This window comes from Acinetobacter sp. YH12072, from assembly GCF_013419565.1.
Classification (GTDB): domain Bacteria; phylum Pseudomonadota; class Gammaproteobacteria; order Pseudomonadales; family Moraxellaceae; genus Acinetobacter.
Window position 1 is genome coordinate 37,435 of the sequence record NZ_VOZV01000025.1, and the last position, 11,787, is coordinate 49,221.

Sequence of the window (11,787 nt, forward strand, 5' to 3'; positions counted from 1 at the left end):
TGAAGATGGATCGTCAGGCTCAGTTTCGAGCAAGAGAAACCTTGATTTTTCAAGTTGCAGAACAGTTACTGCTAGAAAATGGTGAAGCAGGGATGACCCTGGATGCACTGGCAGCAGAACTGGATCTGGCCAAAGGCACTCTTTATAAGCATTTCCAGAGTAAAGATGAATTGTACATATTGCTGATTATCCGTAATGAGCGCATGTTGCTGGAAATGATCCAGGATAGTGATAAGGCTTTTCCTGAACATCTGGCATTCTTTATGTTGCATCATCTGCATCACCCTGAACGTACTGTCCTTTTTCATCAGATTGAAGAACGTCTTTCTACAACAGGTGTTGGAATTCAGCACCTGTTTAGCGAACTTTATCAGGTGCGCAAACAGCGCTTACGTTTGATTATCCGTATGACTGAAAGCTATTTGGCTTCAATCAATAGCAGCATGTCGGTGCGTGATTATCTGGCCTCAATTTGGTCGATGACCCATGGTGCAGCTGCGATTCTGAACTCCAGTTTTTATCAGCGCTATCTCGGTTCACGCGATACCTTGCGCGTTGCCCTTATTGATCAAGCTTTAGCTTTACCGAAACAGGTCCATCCTGCCGAGCAGTTCGCCTAAGAGTTGCCTATGATCAGATCACATCACGCCTCCATTCGTGGATTCACTCTAATCGAAGTGATGGTGGTGATTGTGATTATGAGTATTATGGCATCACTAGTTGTATTGAATATTGGTGGAGTAGATCAGCGCAAGGCAATGCAGGCACGAGAAGTCCTGTTACTGGATTTGCAAAGAATCTTGCGGGAAGCTAATGATCAATCCCGTATTCTTGCACTTGATGTTCAGGCTGCCACTGATGTTTCACCATTTCACTACGGAGTCGTGGAATATCGTTTGCCTAATCAGGCAGAATCGACTTTAAATCAGCAGAAATGGCAAAGTTATGCGGAGTTTAATCTGCGCAGTTTACCAGAGCAGGTCTCTTTCCGGATTCAGCCTTTAGAGCAGCGTTATAATAATGCCCAAAATCGGGATCTTACTGAAGCCAATGCACCCAAGCTGATCTGGTTAGGCAATGGTGAAGTTAAACCGGTCAGAATCCAGTTCTATCTGGAAGATCGTGAAGTGGGCAATCCGATTGATATTGATCATTTGGGTAAAGTTCATGAAAGCTAGGGTTTTCAAGCAGAGTGCCAGAGCTGATGTAATCAAGCCGTTTAAGCCGAATGCTGATCGTGCGCACTCCGAGCGTAGCTCTTCGTCTTGCGCAGCGGTGAAACAGCGTTTCACTCATCGCGGCTCATCAAGCACAGCTTTCGGACTTTCTTGCGCGACAATGCCGCTCAGGTCGAGGATTACTCGACTTAATCGTGCCTCAGGATTTACCTTGCTGGAAGTGATGGTCGCGCTGGCGATCTTTGCTACAGCAGCCATGACCCTGACTAAGGTTGCCATGCAATATACCCAATCGACTTCGAATGCCATTTTGAGAACCCAAGCCCAGTTTGTTGCCTTGAATGAAGCGGCACTGATGGAAATTAATCAGCAGTGGCTTACTGGTACAGAATCGAAGCAGCTCACCCAACAAGGTGAAACCTGGCAAATTGATAAGCGCAGTGAGCCTACTGTAAGTCCTAATGTGCAGCGTATTGAGTTACAGGTAAGTCTGGTCAATACTGAAACCGGTCAGGCAGAAAATGGAATTAGCAGCTTGATGTTCTTTAATCACCGGATGAATGAAGCGCCATGAAGTCTAAGGGATTTACGCTGGTCGAACTACTGGTTGCTATTGCTATTTTTGCCGTATTATCTACTCTAGGATGGAAAGTATTTGATTATATTGTGCAAACCAAAGACCGTAATGCGGTGCATGAACAGCGCTTAAGTCAGTTGCAAGATACTTATCAGCAGATCTTGCGTGATACAGTACAAGCGGTGCCTTTGACGGCCAATATTAATGGTGATATTCAGCCGGCACTGGTTTTGCAAAACGGGCGTTTTAACTTTAGTAAGACTGGAGTCACCGATCCTCTGGAAGAGGGGATTTCTCCAGATGAACGGGTTGAATATCAGTACCGGGCAGATGAACAAAAACTCTATCGCCTGAAATACCGGAATTTAAACCAGACCGGTCGTGATCAACCTGAATCCAGCGTGTTGTTGTCCGATGTTGAGCAGTTTCAGATCGTAGTGCTTAATCCGAATGAAATGACCCAATGGCCAGACTCATCTTTTGATTTAAATCGGATTGAGCAAAAACAGCGTCTACCCAAAGGCATTAAAATCAACTTAATGGTTAATGGGGTTAGTTATGAGTGGATTTTTAGTTTATTGAATACAGATTTCCTGCTTGAAACCCAAAAGTTAACCTGACAAAGAATAATAAAATGCAGATGAACAAAGCAATGATGATCAAACAGCAGAAGGGGATTGCTCTGATTACCATTCTAGTGATGGTGGCGCTTGCAACTATTTTGGCTGCGACTATTGCTAAACGTCAGGCTGCAACTGTTGAAAGTACCGCTTATTTAATGCGACAAAACCAGTCTTTGATGTATGCCAAAAGTGCTGAAGCGTTTTTTTCTGAATTGCTGGTGGATGACGCAGAGAATGCAGCAGAAGTTGATCATTTAAATGAAACCTGGGCGCAGCCAATGCCGGCTTTTCCGGTTGAAGATGGTTATGTCTCGGGAATACTGCAAGATGAGTCAGGTAAGTTTAATTTAAATAGCCTGATTACAGCAGAAGGCACGGTGAATGAAAATGCTAAAGCTTGGTTCGAGCTGATATTAAAACGTGCTGGATTGCCAGAGCAGTTGAGTGAAGCCGTGATCGACTGGCAGGATGAAGATGAAATGCCGAGTGGCCCAATGGGTGCAGAGTCCAATTATTATCAGGGATTGCCGAATGGTTCTCTGCCTCCGAATGCCAAATTTCATAGCGTTGAAGAGCTGAAACTGGTACGAGGCTTTGAAGAAAATAAGTACAAACTAATTGCACCTTATCTCAGTGCTGCGCCTGTAGCAGACAGTACAGTCAATATTAATACCGCCACTGCATTTCTTTTGGCGAGCATGGATGAAAAGTTGGATGTGAATGCTGTGCAGCAATTGCTGGATCTCCGTCAGGCAAATCTGGAATATTTTTCCAATGTAGCTGATCTCTGGACACTAGAACCCTTTGCTCAGGTGGATGCAGCCAAACATAACCTGTTTAATAACCTGCTTGGGGTGCAATCCAATCACTTTAAAGCACGTATCGAAGTGATGCTGAGTGAACGTAAACGTCAGTTTAGTAGTGATCTAGTGCGGCAGGACAAGAAAGTTTATATTGCCTATCGAAGCATGGCGCCTTTTTAAAATATCACCATTTTAGAATGCTCTCATTTCTTGAATTTGATTGGCGTAGCCTCAATTCCTTTTCCCTATCATGACGAACTGCAAAATTAATCCTCATAGGTTTACTTTTGCTTTATAATTGAAATTAATTCACCTATTTTTTGACGACATTACGGCATATGTTAATTCGTAAGTTATTTAAGTTTGAAAATGCTCATATTGTGCGTAACTGCACCTCGGATCGCTGTAAACGTTCGATCCATGGTCACAGTTATAAAGTCGAGTTATTGCTGAAAGCGTCGAAGTTGGATCATGGCCAGATGGTATATGATTTTGGTCTGCTCAAAGGGGTGATTAAGGATTTCTTTGATTCTTTTGACCATGCGATCTGCTTCTGGCAAAAAGATGATCCTGAATATATTCAGGCATGTAAAAACTTTAGTGCACGCTGGGTATCTTTGCCGGTTTCGCCATCTGCAGAACAGTTTTCACGTATTTTCTTCTTCTTGGCTCAGCAGGTACTGGCATCTACTGTCACCCAGAATGGTGAAGGGGATGTTGAAGTTTATTCTGTGATTGTGCATGAAACTGATACCGGCTATGCGCAAAGCTTCCTGGAAGATATCCAGAATGAACAGATGGGTCCACTTAGCCTGGAACAGATTGAATTCTCGGAGCAGGTGCGGGCAGAATGGACAGATCCAGAGATGTTTGCGAAACTGAAACAGGGTCTTCTATTTCATAATCCGGCTGTGGATCTGCAAGTCCAGCCTTAAAAATTCGAATATAAACGCAGACTGACATAGATTTAGGATTGAAGCATGTCTTTAAATGAACAGCAAATTGCGAAACTGAATAAAGTTCAGTTAGATGACAGCTGGAAATATGGACTCAGTGATTTTTTACTGAGTCCGAAAATGGATGCGTTAAAAACGTTTTTAATTGAAGAAAAAAAAGCAGACAAGGTAATTTATCCACCAAATCACCTGATTTTTAATGCTTTGAATACGACGCCATTAGACCGGGTTAAAGTGGTCATTATTGGTCAGGACCCTTATCATGGTCCGAATCAGGCGCATGGTTTAAGCTTCTCGGTGCAAAAAGGGGTTGCATTACCTCCATCTTTACGTAATATTTTTCATGAGTTACATAATGATTTAGGCGTAAAAATCCCTAAACATGGTGATTTAACTCATTGGGCGGAACAGGGTGTACTTCTGCTCAACGCTGTACTGACTGTAGAGGCAGCACAGCCAACTTCACATCAGAAACGTGGCTGGGAAGAATTCACAGATCACGTCATTGATGTATTGAATGAACAACGTGAACATATCGTTTTTATTCTTTGGGGCGCATACGCACAGCGTAAAGGACAGCGCATTGATCAAAATAAACACCTGGTCTTAAAGGCGGCACATCCTTCGCCTTTGTCAGCAAACCGCGGTGGTTTTTTTGGTTGTAAAGTTTTTTCGAAAACGAATAATTATCTCAAACAACATGGCATTGAGCCTATAGATTGGCAGCTGGACGCATGACTTATTCTCCTGTAACTAAACCTTATCATCCTGACCTGATTGTTGAACAAGCCAATAATGGCTGGCGCATTGTTCGCCTGAATCGTCCAAAATCATTACACGCTTTAGATGAATCCCTGGTTTCTGCACTACTGGAAGTTTTTCAGGACTTTCATACAGATGACAGCGTTAAAGCGATCTGGCTGGATTCAACTACACCTAAAGCATTTTGTGCCGGTGGCGATGTGCGTAAGCTGCGTCAATTAGTAATTAATGATGAAGTGGCAACGGCCAATAAGTTTTTTGAACAGGAATATGCGCTAGATTTATTGCTGCATAACTATGCCAAGCCGGTATTGGTCTGGGGGGAAGGTTATGTCATGGGTGGCGGTTTAGGCCTGTTTATGGCGGCTCCATTCCGTTTGGTGACGCCGTATTCACGTCTGGCCATGCCTGAGATTAATATCGGTTTATATCCAGATGTAGGTGCGACCCGTTTCCTGGCAGACCGTGGAGCGATTGGTCTGTTTACCGGTTTAACGGGTTCCATTATGACCGCTGCTGGTGCATATGGGATTGGCTGGGCGACTCATATCTGTGATGCACAGCGTGATTCAGTATTAGATAAAGTCGTAAATATAGACTGGGAACATTATCCAGCTGGCGATTTCCGTGCGATTGATGACACCTTGAACAGCATGCACCGTCCGGTAGGCCCGGGTCCTTTGCAAAACTCACTGGATGTAATCCACAGTGTATGTCGTGGCGTAAACTTCGAGCACGATTATGAATCGATTATTGGTTTAAGTGATGCGCGCAGTGACTGGTTGCGTCAGGCCAGCGAAAACCTGCAAAAAGGTTCACCTGCAACCGCTGCTCTAAGCTGGTTATTATGGCAATGGGGTAAACAGGTTCATTCATGGAATGAAATTTTTGAACTGGAAACCCAGATTTCAGATTGGAAAATCCGTCATCCTGATTTTGTTGAAGGTGTACGTGCACGACTGGTTGATAAAGATCTGTCTCCAGAATGGCAAAAGGGTAGTGATTTAAGCCTGAAAGGCATTCTGTCTCAGAATCCACCGGTAACCACCATTGAAAGCTGGAATGAGCTACTCAAGCACTATGATGTGATTTAAGTCTGAATGTCCGAAACACAATTTACCGATGAATACTGGATGCGGCTTGCTTATGAGCAGGCTGCACTTGCTGCTGAGCAGGGTGAAATTCCTGTGGGTGCCGTGATTGTCAGCCAAAATCAGGTCATTGGCCGTGGCTACAATGCGCCTATTTCTTTAAATGATCCGACTGCCCATGCTGAAATCGTAGCATTACGTGAAGCCTGTCAGAACCTGAAAAACTACCGCCTGCCTGAAGATGCTGTCCTCTATGTAACTCTGGAACCGTGCACCATGTGTGTGGGTGCACTGGTGCATTCGCGTATTTCACGGGTCGTTTTTGGTACAAATGAGCCCAAAGCAGGTTCTTTGGTGAGTGCACGCAAGCTTTTTGAGACTGGCTACTATAATCATGTATTTCTATTTGACTCGGGTTGTATGCAGCAGCAGTGTGCTGAGCAGTTGAGTGCATTTTTCAAGTTGCGTCGTGAACAAAAACGCCAGCTGAAATTGCAAGAAAAATTACTGAATGCTCATAAATAAATCGAATCTAATTCGTTAAACTTTGCTCACTTTAAAATCATTTATTTTCAGGAAAAAGAAAAATGAAAAATGCGATTCAGGTAAAAAAAGAATTCCCAGCAGCGATTGATAAGGTTTTTGAATTGCTGTCTAAACACGATGCTTATAACGTGGCTTTTGCACCAATGCAGGTGGAACGGATTAAGGATTCGGCAGACCCTGAGCGCCCAGATGGTGTGGGTTCTGTGCGTAGCATGGGTTTAGGTCCAGTCAAGCCGCTAAAAGAGCAAATTACCTTGCTAGAGCCGAACTCCCGTATTGAATACAAGATCGTAAAGAATCCTTTGATTAAACATCATTTGGGTATTATTGAGTTTGAAGCATTGGACGATAACAAAAGTCTGGTGACTTATACGATAGAATTGCAGGCACGTCTTCCATTTGTCAGTAAATTAATTCTTGCACAGCTCAAGACAGGGATTAAACTAGGCCTCGCAAAACTTGCAAAATCTGTATAAATAACGGGAAAGTAATGACAGTTCAAATTATTACCATTGATGGTCCAAGTGGATCTGGCAAAGGCACACTGGCTGCAAAACTTGCAGCACATTACCATTTTCATTTACTGGATTCAGGGGCTTTGTATCGTTTATTAGGACTGTCATTGCATCACCATAATTTACTCGATGAACTGGATACTAAACTGGCTGAATGCGTACAAATTGCAACAAATTTGGATATCCAATTTGTCAGTACTGAATCAGGTGTTCAGGTATGGCTGAATGGTGAAGATGTCTCCCAAACTATCCGTACCGAACGGGTGGGTGAGTATGCGTCAAAAGTCGCTGCAATTCCTGAACTTAGAACCGCTTTGGTAGCCCGTCAGCATGCTTTTGCTCAAGCTCCTGGTCTGGTGGCAGATGGCCGCGATATGGCGACCAGTATCTTCCCAGAGGCACAAGCCAAGATTTATTTGACAGCTTCGGCTGAATCCCGCGCGCAAAGACGTGTAAAGCAGTTGCAGGGTATGGGGCTGGATGTTAAAATAAACGACATTTTAGCTAATATCGAAGCACGGGATAAACGAGATATGGAACGCACTGTCGCTCCGCTCAAACCTGCTGCTGATGCGTACATTATCGATAGTTCAGATTTGAATATCGATGAGGTATTCAAGCTGATGACTACGTATGTGGATCAGCAATTAGCTCAATAACCCTATTATTTCAGCAGACGCATAGCTTGATCAGTTTTATATGGACTATGTAGATGCTTAATTAAACCGGCCTTGTCTGATCCAAGACCGCTGACTTTATCGGATATATCATGACCGAATCTTTTGCAGCCCTCTTTGAAGAAAGCGAATTAAACCTCAACGTTGAAAAGGGTGCAGTCATCCAAGGCGTTGTAGTAAGCATCGACTCTGATTGGGTAACTGTTGACACTGGCCTTAAATCTGAAGGCGTTGTTGACCGTGCTGAGTTCTTAAATGAACAGCGCGAACTTGAAGTTCAAGTTGGCGACACTGTAGACGTAGTTGTTGAAGCACTTGACAACGGTATGGGTCAAACAGTTCTTTCTCGCGAAAAAGCTAAACGCGCTGAGACTTGGACTAAACTTGAAAAAATCTTTGAAGACGGCGAAATCGTTACTGGTGTTATCTCTGGTAAAGTTAAAGGCGGTTTCACTGTTGACATCGGTCCAGTTCGTGCGTTCCTTCCAGGTTCTTTAGTTGATACTCGTCCTATCCGTGATACTACTCACTTGGAAGGTAAAGAGTTAGAATTCAAAGTAATCAAACTTGACGCTAAACGTAACAACGTTGTTGTTTCACGTCGTGCTGTTATGGAAGCTGAATCTTCAGCTGACCGTGAAGCGCTTCTTGCTCAGCTTGAAGAAGGTCAAACAGTTACTGGTACTATCAAAAACCTTACTGACTACGGTGCATTCGTTGACCTTGGCGGTATCGACGGTCTTCTTCACATCACTGATATGGCTTGGAAACGTATCAAGCACCCATCAGAAGTTGTTGAAGTGGGTCAAGAAGTTACTGTTAAAGTACTTAAATTCGACCGCGAACGTAACCGCGTATCTTTAGGCCTTAAACAATTAGGCGAAGATCCATGGTTAGCGATCATGAGCCGTTACCCTAAAGGTTCTATCGTTAAAGCTCGCGTAACTAACCTGACTGACTACGGCTGTTTCGCAGAAATCGCTGAAGGCGTTGAAGGCTTAGTACACGTTTCAGAAATGGACCACACTAACAAAAACATCCACCCATCTAAAGTAGTTCAGATCGGTGACGAAGTTGATGTTATGGTTCTTGAAGTAGACGAAGAGCGTCGTCGTATTTCTCTTGGTATCAAACAAACTCGTGCTAACCCATGGGAAGAGTTTGCTAAGAACCACGACAAAGGTGAAAAAGTTTCAGGTACTATCAAGTCAATCACTGACTTCGGTATCTTCATCGGTTTACCAGGCGGTATCGATGGTCTAGTTCACTTGTCTGACATCTCTTGGAACGAACAAGGCGAAGAAGCGATCCGTCGTTACAAGAAAGGTGACACTGTTGAAGCAGTTATCCTGTCTGTAGATGCTGAAGGCAACCGTATCAGCCTTGGTATCAAACAATTGAACAGCGATCCGTTCAACGATTTCTTAGCTGCTAACGAACGCGGTGCGCTTGTTAAAGGTACTGTAACTGCAGTTGACGCTAAAGGCGCTACTGTTAAGTTAGCTGATGAAGTTGAAGCAACTCTTAAAGCATCTGAAATCAACCGCGACCGCGTTGAAGATGCGACTAAATTCCTAGAAGTTGGTCAAGAAGTTGAAGCTAAGATCATCAATGTAGATCGTAAATCTCGCTCTATCAACTTGTCTATCAAAGCGAAAGACGAAGCTGAAGAGAAAGAAGCTGTTGCTAACCTGAAAACAGCTGCTGCTGGTCAAGACAATGGTCCTAAAACTATTGGTGACTTGATCAAAGCGCAAATGAATCACTAAGAGTAGATGGTGAATTGTATTGTTAATGTAAGTTAAGTAATACTTTTTACACAAATACTGTAAACGGTAGCGTAGTATTTAATTATTGCGCTACCGTTTTGTATTTAAACAGGTTATTATCGGAAAATAGATCCCGAGTAGCTTGATAATTAAAGAGGTCGCAGATGACTACTGAAGCACTTAATAAGTCTGACTTAATAGAGCGCATCGCGCTAAAGAATCCGCATTTGGCTGAACCTTTAGTGGAAGAAGCAGTTAAAATTATGATTGATCAAATGATTGAAGCTTTATCATCTGATAACCGTATTGAGATTCGCGGGTTTGGCAGCTTTGCATTGCATCATCGTGAGCCTCGTGTGGGTCGTAATCCTAAAACTGGTAAATCTGTTGAAGTTGCAGCAAAAGCTGTTCCACACTTTAAGCCAGGTAAAGCACTTCGTGATGCAGTAAACGAATCTGCAAACAAATAAACAAGATATTTACGGGGTGTTCATGCGTTACGTTCTGGTCATTCTTTTATTGCTCGTCTTTGGCTATTCATTAGCTTTGGTGTTGCAAAACGGGACTGAGGTCTCAGTGGACTTGTTATTTACTCAAGTTCCTGCAATGCGCTTAGGGTTATTGCTCCTTTTGACTCTTTCCTTAGGAATAGTGGTTGGCTTGTTACTCGGTGTGCAGGTTTTCCGCGTTTTTCAGAGTAATTGGGAAATTAAACGACTACGTAAAGATATTGAACATCTACGTAAGGAACAGTTGAATACTGCCAAGATGATGGCAGCAGAAGCGGCAGCTCATACACGACATGAGAAAACAGTATTAGATATTAATTCTAATGACAGGCCATCGGCACCGCTTTAGACAAAAATGAGAAGTCGAAGTAATCTACTGATTTTTTTACTTCGCCTGTTTTGATTAAACGCCTTTTAGCTTAGCTTCTAAGGCGTTTTTTTATTGTTAAATTATATTTAGAAAAAATATATAAAAATTATATAAATAAATGACTTAATTTGAATCAAAAAATCATTTTTGCGAAAATATTCTTGGTTGTTATAGGGCTAATCCGTATAATGGTTTAATTTTGTCAATTTGAAGGGTCTTCTCATGAGTATCATCGTTGCACTGGATGCTAAAAGTCAATTTGATGCCTTAACGATTGCAGAGCAGCTCGATCCTGCCTTATGTCGAGTAAAGGTGGGCAAAGAGTTATTTACTCATGAAGGTCCTATCATTGTAAAAGCACTTCAAGACAAAGGTTTTGACGTGTTTTTAGATCTGAAGTTCCATGATATTCCGAATACCACTGCACAAGCGGTATGTGCTGCGGCAGACTTGGGCGTGTGGATGGTCAATGTCCACGCTTCAGGTGGTCGTAAAATGATGGAGACCTGTGTTGAGCGTTTAAAAGCAGGTAACTATAAGACTCAACTCATTGCGGTAACTGTGTTGACTTCAATGGGGCGTGAAGACTTGAAAGATATTGGCTTGGATATCGAGCCTAATGAACATGTAAAACGTCTGGCTCAACTCACCAAAGACAGTGGCCTGGATGGGGTGGTCTGTTCCGCACAAGAAGCGAAAATGCTGCGTGAAACCATTGGACAAGACTTTGCACTGGTCACTCCTGGGATTCGTCCTGAAGGTTCAAATGCAGACGATCAAAAACGTATTGTGACACCAAAACAGGCAATGCTGGATGGATCAACACATCTGGTGATTGGACGACCAATTACCAAGTCGGAAAATCCTCGTCAGACTCTAAAAGATATTTTGGCAACATTGTAATTCCGGTTACCTGATGAAAAGCCTTTCATATGAAAGGCTTTTTTTATACATTGAGAAAAGCTGTATAAAAATAAAAAGGAACTTCAAATGAGAATAATAAAGACACCAGAACAAAAGATGCTAGAACAAAGGCTGGAGATGGAAAAAATAGCAGATCAGTTCGAACAGCAGGAAAAATATAAACAACAGGCACAGTCGGGTTCATGGGACTGGATGTCAGGCCTTGATAGCATAGATATTGTAGAACTCGCTTCAGAGATGATGGAGACAGTAGGAGATTCATTGAGTATAGGGTTGATTTGAATTTTTAATATTCCGTAGTTTATTTTATTTCTAATTGAATCCCCCTAAATCCCCCTTTATGAAAGGGGGACTTCTCCTCACTGCTGTCCCATAGTTTGCTTTAAATAAAAAAACCTGAGTCCTAACAGTTAAAATATGAGTGCAAACAAACACTTTAACGACCAGGATTCAGGTTTTGTCACATCAGAATACCGTATTTCATGAG

General features: G+C 42.7%; 16 protein-coding genes. All 16 read left to right on the forward strand.

What is annotated here, in order from left to right; all coding sequences use genetic code 11:
• The first annotated feature begins 5 nt into the window (after nucleotides 1-5).
• The 16 genes from FTU19_RS11310 to FTU19_RS11385 all read left to right on the forward strand — a co-directional run bounded on the left by FTU19_RS11310 (nucleotide 6) and on the right by FTU19_RS11385 (nucleotide 11,582).
• The gene (locus FTU19_RS11310) at nucleotides 6-620 is read left to right on the forward strand and encodes a TetR/AcrR family transcriptional regulator (protein ID WP_125279027.1); all 615 of its coding nucleotides are present in this window, start codon (nucleotides 6-8) and stop codon (nucleotides 618-620) included.
• Between the two features lie 9 nt (nucleotides 621-629).
• Complete coding sequence (locus tag FTU19_RS11315; protein WP_180131218.1) at nucleotides 630-1,178, forward strand: Tfp pilus assembly protein FimT/FimU; 549 nt, start codon at nucleotides 630-632, stop codon at nucleotides 1,176-1,178.
• On the forward strand, nucleotides 1,168-1,752 hold the full coding sequence (gene gspI, locus FTU19_RS11320) for a type II secretion system minor pseudopilin GspI (protein ID WP_180131221.1): 585 nt from the start codon (nucleotides 1,168-1,170) through the stop codon (nucleotides 1,750-1,752). Before FTU19_RS11315 ends, gspI begins: the two co-directional genes overlap by 11 nt.
• Nucleotides 1,749-2,375, forward strand: coding sequence for a type II secretion system minor pseudopilin GspJ (gene gspJ, locus FTU19_RS11325; RefSeq protein WP_180131224.1), 627 nt, complete (start codon nucleotides 1,749-1,751; stop codon nucleotides 2,373-2,375). The genes gspI and gspJ overlap by 4 nt, the downstream gene beginning before the upstream one ends.
• Nucleotides 2,376-2,389: 14 nt before the next feature.
• Nucleotides 2,390-3,361, forward strand: a complete 972-nt coding sequence (gene gspK / locus FTU19_RS11330; protein ID WP_180131227.1) for a type II secretion system minor pseudopilin GspK — start codon at nucleotides 2,390-2,392, stop codon at nucleotides 3,359-3,361.
• Nucleotides 3,362-3,519: 158 nt separating this feature from the next.
• Nucleotides 3,520-4,116, forward strand: a complete 597-nt coding sequence (locus FTU19_RS11335) for a 6-carboxytetrahydropterin synthase (RefSeq protein WP_180131229.1) — start codon at nucleotides 3,520-3,522, stop codon at nucleotides 4,114-4,116.
• A gap of 45 nt (nucleotides 4,117-4,161) precedes the next feature.
• Nucleotides 4,162-4,875, forward strand: a complete 714-nt coding sequence (ung, locus tag FTU19_RS11340; protein WP_005236130.1) for a uracil-DNA glycosylase — start codon at nucleotides 4,162-4,164, stop codon at nucleotides 4,873-4,875.
• Nucleotides 4,872-5,993 (forward strand): enoyl-CoA hydratase/isomerase family protein, encoded by a 1,122-nt coding sequence (locus FTU19_RS11345; RefSeq protein WP_180011508.1) that lies wholly within the window; start codon nucleotides 4,872-4,874, stop codon nucleotides 5,991-5,993. Before ung ends, FTU19_RS11345 begins: the two co-directional genes overlap by 4 nt.
• Before the next feature lie 6 nt (nucleotides 5,994-5,999).
• Nucleotides 6,000-6,515: a tRNA adenosine(34) deaminase TadA gene (tadA, locus tag FTU19_RS11350; RefSeq protein ID WP_104425959.1), complete on the forward strand. Its 516-nt coding sequence runs from the start codon at nucleotides 6,000-6,002 to the stop codon at nucleotides 6,513-6,515.
• 62 nt (nucleotides 6,516-6,577) lie between these two features.
• The gene (locus FTU19_RS11355) at nucleotides 6,578-7,012 is read left to right on the forward strand and encodes an SRPBCC family protein (RefSeq protein ID WP_004783989.1); all 435 of its coding nucleotides are present in this window, start codon (nucleotides 6,578-6,580) and stop codon (nucleotides 7,010-7,012) included.
• 14 nt (nucleotides 7,013-7,026) lie between these two features.
• The gene (cmk, locus tag FTU19_RS11360; RefSeq protein ID WP_180002204.1) at nucleotides 7,027-7,710 is read left to right on the forward strand and encodes a (d)CMP kinase; all 684 of its coding nucleotides are present in this window, start codon (nucleotides 7,027-7,029) and stop codon (nucleotides 7,708-7,710) included.
• Between the two features lie 110 nt (nucleotides 7,711-7,820).
• Entirely contained in the window at nucleotides 7,821-9,497 is a 1,677-nt protein-coding gene (rpsA, locus tag FTU19_RS11365; RefSeq protein ID WP_004783987.1) for a 30S ribosomal protein S1, read from the forward strand.
• Nucleotides 9,498-9,661: 164 nt separating this feature from the next.
• On the forward strand, nucleotides 9,662-9,967 hold the full coding sequence (locus tag FTU19_RS11370) for an integration host factor subunit beta (protein WP_005097312.1): 306 nt from the start codon (nucleotides 9,662-9,664) through the stop codon (nucleotides 9,965-9,967).
• A 22-nt stretch (nucleotides 9,968-9,989) separates the two neighbouring features.
• Nucleotides 9,990-10,355, forward strand: a complete 366-nt coding sequence (locus tag FTU19_RS11375; protein ID WP_005236124.1) for a lipopolysaccharide assembly protein LapA domain-containing protein — start codon at nucleotides 9,990-9,992, stop codon at nucleotides 10,353-10,355.
• Nucleotides 10,356-10,598: 243 nt separating this feature from the next.
• A complete protein-coding gene (gene pyrF, locus FTU19_RS11380) occupies nucleotides 10,599-11,279 on the forward strand; it encodes an orotidine-5'-phosphate decarboxylase (RefSeq protein ID WP_166139453.1) in 681 nt (226 codons plus the stop codon).
• Nucleotides 11,280-11,366: 87 nt separating this feature from the next.
• Nucleotides 11,367-11,582 carry a hypothetical protein gene (locus tag FTU19_RS11385; RefSeq protein WP_218955209.1) on the forward strand — a complete coding sequence of 72 codons (216 nt, stop codon included), beginning with the start codon at nucleotides 11,367-11,369 and terminating at the stop codon, nucleotides 11,580-11,582.
• The last annotated feature ends 205 nt before the right edge of the window (nucleotides 11,583-11,787 follow it).

What these genes read in the sequence shown, in the direction of transcription:
- FTU19_RS11315 (WP_180131218.1), top strand. Translation starts at nt 630, where the DNA reads ATGATCAGATCACATCACGCCTCCATTCGTGGATTCACTCTAATCGAA.
- pyrF (WP_166139453.1), top strand. Translation starts at nt 10,599, where the DNA reads ATGAGTATCATCGTTGCACTGGATGCTAAAAGTCAATTTGATGCCTTA.
- rpsA (WP_004783987.1), top strand. Translation starts at nt 7,821, where the DNA reads ATGACCGAATCTTTTGCAGCCCTCTTTGAAGAAAGCGAATTAAACCTC.
- FTU19_RS11375 (WP_005236124.1), top strand. Translation starts at nt 9,990, where the DNA reads ATGCGTTACGTTCTGGTCATTCTTTTATTGCTCGTCTTTGGCTATTCA.
- gspJ (WP_180131224.1), top strand. Translation starts at nt 1,749, where the DNA reads ATGAAGTCTAAGGGATTTACGCTGGTCGAACTACTGGTTGCTATTGCT.
- FTU19_RS11310 (WP_125279027.1), top strand. Translation starts at nt 6, where the DNA reads ATGGATCGTCAGGCTCAGTTTCGAGCAAGAGAAACCTTGATTTTTCAA.
- cmk (WP_180002204.1), top strand. Translation starts at nt 7,027, where the DNA reads ATGACAGTTCAAATTATTACCATTGATGGTCCAAGTGGATCTGGCAAA.
- FTU19_RS11385 (WP_218955209.1), top strand. Translation starts at nt 11,367, where the DNA reads ATGAGAATAATAAAGACACCAGAACAAAAGATGCTAGAACAAAGGCTG.
- FTU19_RS11335 (WP_180131229.1), top strand. Translation starts at nt 3,520, where the DNA reads ATGTTAATTCGTAAGTTATTTAAGTTTGAAAATGCTCATATTGTGCGT.
- gspI (WP_180131221.1), top strand. Translation starts at nt 1,168, where the DNA reads ATGAAAGCTAGGGTTTTCAAGCAGAGTGCCAGAGCTGATGTAATCAAG.
- gspK (WP_180131227.1), top strand. Translation starts at nt 2,390, where the DNA reads ATGCAGATGAACAAAGCAATGATGATCAAACAGCAGAAGGGGATTGCT.
- FTU19_RS11355 (WP_004783989.1), top strand. Translation starts at nt 6,578, where the DNA reads ATGAAAAATGCGATTCAGGTAAAAAAAGAATTCCCAGCAGCGATTGAT.
- tadA (WP_104425959.1), top strand. Translation starts at nt 6,000, where the DNA reads ATGTCCGAAACACAATTTACCGATGAATACTGGATGCGGCTTGCTTAT.
- ung (WP_005236130.1), top strand. Translation starts at nt 4,162, where the DNA reads ATGTCTTTAAATGAACAGCAAATTGCGAAACTGAATAAAGTTCAGTTA.
- FTU19_RS11370 (WP_005097312.1), top strand. Translation starts at nt 9,662, where the DNA reads ATGACTACTGAAGCACTTAATAAGTCTGACTTAATAGAGCGCATCGCG.
- FTU19_RS11345 (WP_180011508.1), top strand. Translation starts at nt 4,872, where the DNA reads ATGACTTATTCTCCTGTAACTAAACCTTATCATCCTGACCTGATTGTT.